Source organism: Mycobacterium sp. 1245852.3 (assembly GCF_001669335.1).
GTDB lineage: Bacteria > Actinomycetota > Actinomycetes > Mycobacteriales > Mycobacteriaceae > Mycobacterium > Mycobacterium europaeum_A.
In genome coordinates, this window is record NZ_LZLL01000289.1 from 1 (window position 1) to 5,949 (window position 5,949).

The 5,949-nt window shown below is 67.6% G+C and carries 6 protein-coding genes; 4 read left to right on the top strand and 2 right to left on the bottom strand.

Annotation, left to right across the window (positions count from 1 at the left end):
- The 4 genes from A9W96_RS12945 to A9W96_RS12960 all read left to right on the top strand — a co-directional run.
- A partial coding sequence (locus A9W96_RS12945) for a biotin/lipoyl-containing protein (protein WP_156765225.1) occupies positions 1–973 on the top strand: 973 nt, incomplete at its 5' end.
- Positions 970–2,136 carry an acyl-CoA dehydrogenase family protein gene (locus tag A9W96_RS12950; protein WP_066871971.1) on the top strand — a complete coding sequence of 389 codons (1,167 nt, stop codon included), beginning with the start codon at positions 970–972 and terminating at the stop codon, positions 2,134–2,136. The genes A9W96_RS12945 and A9W96_RS12950, both read left to right, overlap by 4 nt.
- Positions 2,136–2,915 carry an enoyl-CoA hydratase family protein gene (locus A9W96_RS12955; RefSeq protein WP_067140228.1) on the top strand — a complete coding sequence of 260 codons (780 nt, stop codon included), beginning with the start codon at positions 2,136–2,138 and terminating at the stop codon, positions 2,913–2,915. The genes A9W96_RS12950 and A9W96_RS12955 overlap by 1 nt, the downstream gene beginning before the upstream one ends.
- 133 nt (positions 2,916–3,048) lie before the next feature.
- Entirely contained in the window at positions 3,049–3,651 is a 603-nt protein-coding gene (locus tag A9W96_RS12960; RefSeq protein WP_066871977.1) for a DUF1707 domain-containing protein, read from the top strand.
- A gap of 9 nt (positions 3,652–3,660) precedes the next feature.
- Here the strand turns inward: A9W96_RS12960 and A9W96_RS12965 are convergent, their stop codons facing one another.
- Both A9W96_RS12965 and A9W96_RS12970 read right to left on the bottom strand, forming a co-directional pair.
- Positions 3,661–4,509: an aldo/keto reductase gene (locus A9W96_RS12965; RefSeq protein ID WP_066871979.1), complete on the bottom strand. Its 849-nt coding sequence runs from the start codon at positions 4,507–4,509 to the stop codon at positions 3,661–3,663.
- A gap of 79 nt (positions 4,510–4,588) precedes the next feature.
- A partial coding sequence (locus A9W96_RS12970) for a VWA domain-containing protein (protein WP_067140231.1) occupies positions 4,589–5,949 on the bottom strand: 1,361 nt, incomplete at its 5' end.

The window sequence follows — 5,949 nt, forward strand, 5'->3', positions numbered from 1 at the left end:
GCAGCCGCAGGCCGGCCTGGTCCGCGGATTCGAGGTGCCCTCGGTTCGGGCGGAGTTCGGTTCCCTGGGGCACCGGACCGGGATCCGGCTGGATTCGGGCATCGTCGACGGGTTCACGGTCTCGATCCACTACGACCCCATGCTGGCCAAGGTCATCTCCTACGCCCCGACGCGACGCCAGGCCGCGCTGGTGCTCGCCGACGCGCTGGCGCGCGCCCGCGTGCACGGCGTACGCACCAACCGGGACCTTTTGGTGAACGTGCTGCGGCATCCCGCATTCCTCGACGGAGCGACCGACACAGCGTTTTTCGATACCCACGACCTGGCCCGCCTCGCGGCGCCGCTGGGCGATGCCGCGGTGGTCCGACTGTCCGCCATCGCCGCGGCACTCGCCGACGCCGCGCATAACCGGGCCGTGGCGCCGGTGCTGCGCGCCGTTCCCAGCGGCTGGCGCAACCTGCCGTCGGTCTACCAGGTCAGGGACTATCACGACGATGCGGGCGACGAGATCAGGGTCCAATATCGCTTCACCAGAACCGGTTTGACGCTTCCCGACGACCCGTCGGTGCAGCTGGTGTCGGCCACGGCGAAAGCCGTCGTGCTGCGGGTGGACGGCGTCGAGCACGGCTTCTCGGTGCGGCGCTACGATGCCGACGTCTACGTCGATTCCGCGCGCGGGCCGGTGCATTTGACCGCGCAGCCGCGTTTCCCCGAGCCCGGCTCGACCGTCGAAAAGGGCTCGCTGGTGGCGCCGATGCCGGGCAGCGTGATCCGGCTCGGTGCCGCGATCGGCGACACGGTCACCGCCGGCCAGCCGCTGATCTGGCTGGAGGCCATGAAGATGGAACACACCATCGCCGCCCCGGTGGACGGGGTGCTCGCCGAACTCAACGTCAAGACGGGTCAGCAAGTCGAAGTGGGCGCTGTGCTGGCAAGAGTGGAAGCGCCACAATCAGAAGGGGATTCAGCATGACCGACACCAGCTTCATCGAGAGCGAGGAGCGTCAGGCCCTGCGCAAGTCGGTGGCGGCCTGGGCAGCCAACTACGGCAGCGAGTACTACCTACGCAAGGCCCGCGCACAGGAACACACCGACGAATTGTGGTCGGAGGCAGGCAAACTCGGCTTCCTCGGGGTGAACCTGCCGGAGGAGTACGGCGGTGGCGGCGCCGGAATGTACGAGCTGTCGCTGGTCATGGAGGAGATGGCGGCCGCGGGCAGCGCGCTGCTGCTGATGGTGGTCTCGCCCGCCATCAACGGCACCATCATCAGCAAGTTCGGCACCGAGGAGCAGAAGAAGCGCTGGATCCCCGGCATCGCCGATGGGACGCTGACGATGGCGTTCGCCATCACCGAGCCCGACGCCGGCTCTAACTCGCACAAGATCACCACGACCGCCCGCCGGGACGGCAGCGACTGGATCGTGAAGGGCCAGAAGGTCTATATCTCCGGCATCGACCAGGCGCAGGCGGTGCTGGTGGTGGCCCGCACCGAGGAGGCCAAGACCGGCAAGCTGCGCCCCGCACTGTTCGTGGTGCCCACCGACGCGCCCGGCTTCACCTACACCCCGATCGAAATGGAACTGATCAGCCCCGAACGGCAGTTCCAGGTCTTCCTCGACGACGTGCGGCTGCCTAGCGACGCACTCGTCGGCGCCGAAGATGCCGCCATTGCACAGCTTTTCGCCGGCCTGAACCCCGAACGGATCATGGGCGCGGCGAGCTCCGTCGGGATGGGACGGTACGCGCTGGGCCGGGCCGCCGAATACGTCAAAACCCGGCAGGTGTGGGGCACGCCGATCGGCGCGCACCAGGGGCTGTCCCACCCGTTGGCGCAGTGCCACATCGAGGTCGAACTGGCCAAGCTGATGCTGCAGAAGGCCGCCACCCTCTATGACTCCGGCAATGACATGGGCGCGGCCGAGGCCGCGAACATGGCCAAATACGCTGCGGCCGAAGCCGCCACGCGCTCGGTGGATCAGGCGGTGCAGTCACTGGGCGGCAACGGACTGACCAAGGAGTACGGCCTGGCCGCCATGCTGGCCTCGGCCCGGCTGGGCCGCATCGCCCCGGTCAGCCGTGAGATGGTGCTGAACTTCGTCGCGCAGACATCGCTGGGCCTGCCCCGAAGCTACTGATGGACCCCGTCGTCGAATACGCCGGACCCGCCGACACGGGCGGACCTTACGCGCGGCTGACCCTGAATTCACCGCACAACCGCAACGCGCTGTCCACCACACTGGTCAACCAATTGCACCAGGGGTTGCGCGACGCCTCGGCAGACCCGGCGGTACGGACCGTGGTGCTGGGCCACACCGGTGGAACCTTCTGTGCCGGTGCGGATTTGAGTGAGTCCGGCGGGGGCGATCCCTTCAGCATGGCGGTGGCCCGCGCCCGGGAGATGGTCGCCTTGATGCGGGCCATCGTCTCCTCGCCGCTGCCGGTGATCGCCGCCATCGACGGGCACGTCCGCGCGGGCGGCTTCGGCCTGGTGGGCGCCTGCGATATCGCGGTCGCGGGTCCGCGCAGTACCTTCGCGCTCACCGAGGCCCGCATCGGCGTCGCCCCGGCGATCATCTCGTTGACGCTGCTGCCGAAGCTGTCGGCGCGGGCCGCGGCGCGCTACTACCTGACCGGCGAGAAGTTCGGCGCCGTCCAGGCGGCCGAGATCGGACTGATCACCGTTGCCGCCGACGACGTCGACGCCGCGGTCGACGAACTGGTCTCCGATATCGGCCGTGGTTCGCCCCAGGGCCTCGCGGCATCCAAGGCGCTGACCACGACCGGGGTGCTGGAAGGGTTCGACCGCGACGCCGAACGGCTCGCCGAGGAGTCCGCACGGCTGTTCGTGTCCGACGAGGCCCGCGAAGGCATGCTGGCGTTTCTGGAGAAGCGCGCGCCCAATTGGACGAGTTAGCCAGCCGGGAAGTTAGCCAGATGTCAAACAAAGGGTCCGGCCGAACGGTCGGCAGTGCGGCGCGGGCCGGCGCAAGGTTGCAGTTTAGCCAATCCTCTTGCAGCAAAAGCTGTACGTCGTAGGCTCGTGGGTGATGAGCAACTCAACGCAACGGGATGCGGAGGACACGCGCGGCGAGCCGTCGCGCGCGGCTGATACCGACCGCATCCAGATTGCCCAGTTGCTTGCGTATGCGGCCGAACAGGGGCGCCTGCAGCTCAACGACTACGAAGACCGTTTGACCAGGGCCTATGCGGCCACGACGTACGAGGAACTGGATCAATTGCGGGCCGATCTGCCGGGGGCTCCGATCAGCCCGCGCCGCGGCGGCAAGCCCAATCCGGCGCCCTCGACGCTACTGCTGGCCTTGATGAGCGGCTTCGAGCGCCGCGGCCGGTGGAACGTTCCGAAGAAGCTCACCACCTTCACCCTGTGGGGCAGCGGGGTGGTCGATCTGCGCTACGCCGACTTCACCTCGACCGAGGTCGACATCCATGCGATGTCGATCATGGGCGTGCAAAACATTTTGCTGCCGCCCGAAGTCAACGTCGAGGTGCACGGCCGCGGCGTGATGGGAAACTTCGACCGCGTGGTGGACGGACAGGGCACGCCCGGCGCGCCGACCGTGCACATTCGCGGCTTCTCACTGTGGGGCGGTGTGGGGATCATCCGCAAGCCCCGACGGCCACGCGGCTAGCCGTAGCCCTCAGCCGGGCACGTAATCGAACGTGTCGGGGTTGGGCCCGTTGCGTCCGGCCTCGCCCTGGTCCAGCGTCGAGATCGCGTCCATGTCGGAGTCGTCCAGTTCGAAGTCGAACAACTGGAAATTCTCCTTGACCCGCTCCGGTGTCACCGACTTCGGGAAGACGATGTCGCCGCGCTGGATGTGCCAGCGCAGCACCACCTGCGCCGCCGACTTGCCGCGGGCCTGCGCGACGCGGTTGATCACCGGATCGTCGAGCACCTTGCCCTGCGCGATGGGCGCCCATGCCTCGGTGGCGATGCCATGCTCGCGTCCGTACGCCCGGACCTGTTCGTTGCCGAAGTACGGATGCACCTCGATCTGGTTGACCGACGGCACGGTGTCGGTTTCGGCTGCGAGCCGATCCAGATGTGCGACTTGGAAATTGGACACACCGATGCTGCGGGCGCGTCCGTCCCGCGCGAACTCTTCGAAGACCTTCCACGTCGACACGAAGTCGCCGTCGTAGAGGGTGGGCAGCGGCCAGTGGATGAGGAACAGGTCGACGTAGTCCGAATCCAGCTTCTTCAGCGTCTCGTCGAAGGCGCGGCGCGCGTCGTCGGGTTTGTGAAATCCATTGTTGAGCTTGCTGGTGACGAAGACCTCACCGCGGTCCAGGCCCGCGTCGCGGATGCCCTGCGCCACTTCCTTTTCGTTGCCGTACATTTCGGCCGTGTCGATGTGACGGTATCCGATCTCGAGCGCCGTCTTCACCGCCGCGGCGGTCTCGTCGGGCTTGATCTGGAACACCCCGAAACCCAGCTGCGGAATGCTGACGCCGTCGTTGAGTTCGATCGTGGGAACCTGGCTCATTACGTCTCCTCCTTCTCCAAATCCTGTACCCCGTCGAGAAAACACCAATCCCCCATCGGCATTGCCACGCAGGCCCGGGTTAACGGCGGCGTGACCGCAGGTAGTCGCCGACCACGGCCGCTCCCAGTCCGTCGAGATCGGGCACCACGACCCGTCCCTCGACACGTCGGGCGACCTGGTCGATGAACCGGGCCAGGCCCGGGTCGCTGCCCAGCCGGAAGATGGTGATCTGGGCGCCCAGGCGGGCCATCTCGTCGAAGCCGCGCACGGTATGGGCGATGGTCCGAGGGTGCGGTGGGTAATCAAAAAACACAGCAGAACCGCCGTCACCGTCGAAGTCCTCCAGGTGCGCGGTCGGCTCCCCGTCGGTCACCACCAGCACGACGGGCTGCGCGTTGGGATGCCGACGCAGATGGCGCCCCGCCAACGCCAACGCGTGGTGCAGGTTGGTGCCCTGCTCGTAGACCCCTTCCAGACCGGTGAGCTCGGCGGCGGTCACCGTCCGCGCGTAGCGGCCAAAGGCGATGATCTGCAAGGCATCCGAACGAAATCGCGTGCACACCAGGTGGTTGAGTGCCAGCGCCGTTTGCTTCATGGGCAGCCAGCGATTCTCCATCACCATGGAGAACGAGGTGTCGACCAGCAGCGCGACCGCGGCCTGGGTCCGCGTCTCGGTCTCGGAGACTTCGACGTCGTCGACGGTGATTTTCAACCGCGCGTCGGGTCCGTCCAGGGTGGCGGTTCCCGATTGCCGCAGAACGGCATTGGTCAATGTGCGGGAGATGTTCCACGGCTCGGTGTCACCGAACTGCCAGGGCCGAGTGGCCCCGGTGAGTTCGCCCGCCGCGCCCGCGCGCCGGTGGTCGCGCTCACCGCGTCGCCCGGAAAGCTGTTGCGCCACATCGCGTAGCGCCGTCTCACCGAGCCGGCGCATCGCCTTCGGCGACAGCCGCCACTGCCCGTCGGAACCGCGGTCCAAGAAGCCCTGATTGACCAGTGCGCGTTCCAATTCGGCGAGCGTTCGGGCGTCGACGGCCGCCTGGTCGCCGAGCTGACGGGCCAGCGCGTCGAGGTCGACGTCGTCCATGGTCGCGCCCGGATAGCTCTGCGAGAGCTGCTCGGCCAGTTGCTCCAGCTCGGCGATGTCGGACAGCGCCTGGGTGCCCTCGCCCATCCCGAACGGGTTGTCACCGGAGAACTGCTCGGAGCCGCTCCAGTCCTCGCCCGGTCGCGCCGCCTGCAGGTGCGCATCGAGCCGGTTCAGCGCCTGCATCAAGGCGGGCGAGCCAAAAGCCTGCTGCGCCAGGGCATCCAGCTCCGCGCGCTGCTCGGCGCTCAGGCTGTTGCGGAACCGCTGCGCGGCGGCGGCGCGCTTGGCCAGCGAGTCCAGCAACTCGTCGACGTTGCGCGGGTTCTCCGGAAAGAACTCGCCGTGCTTGT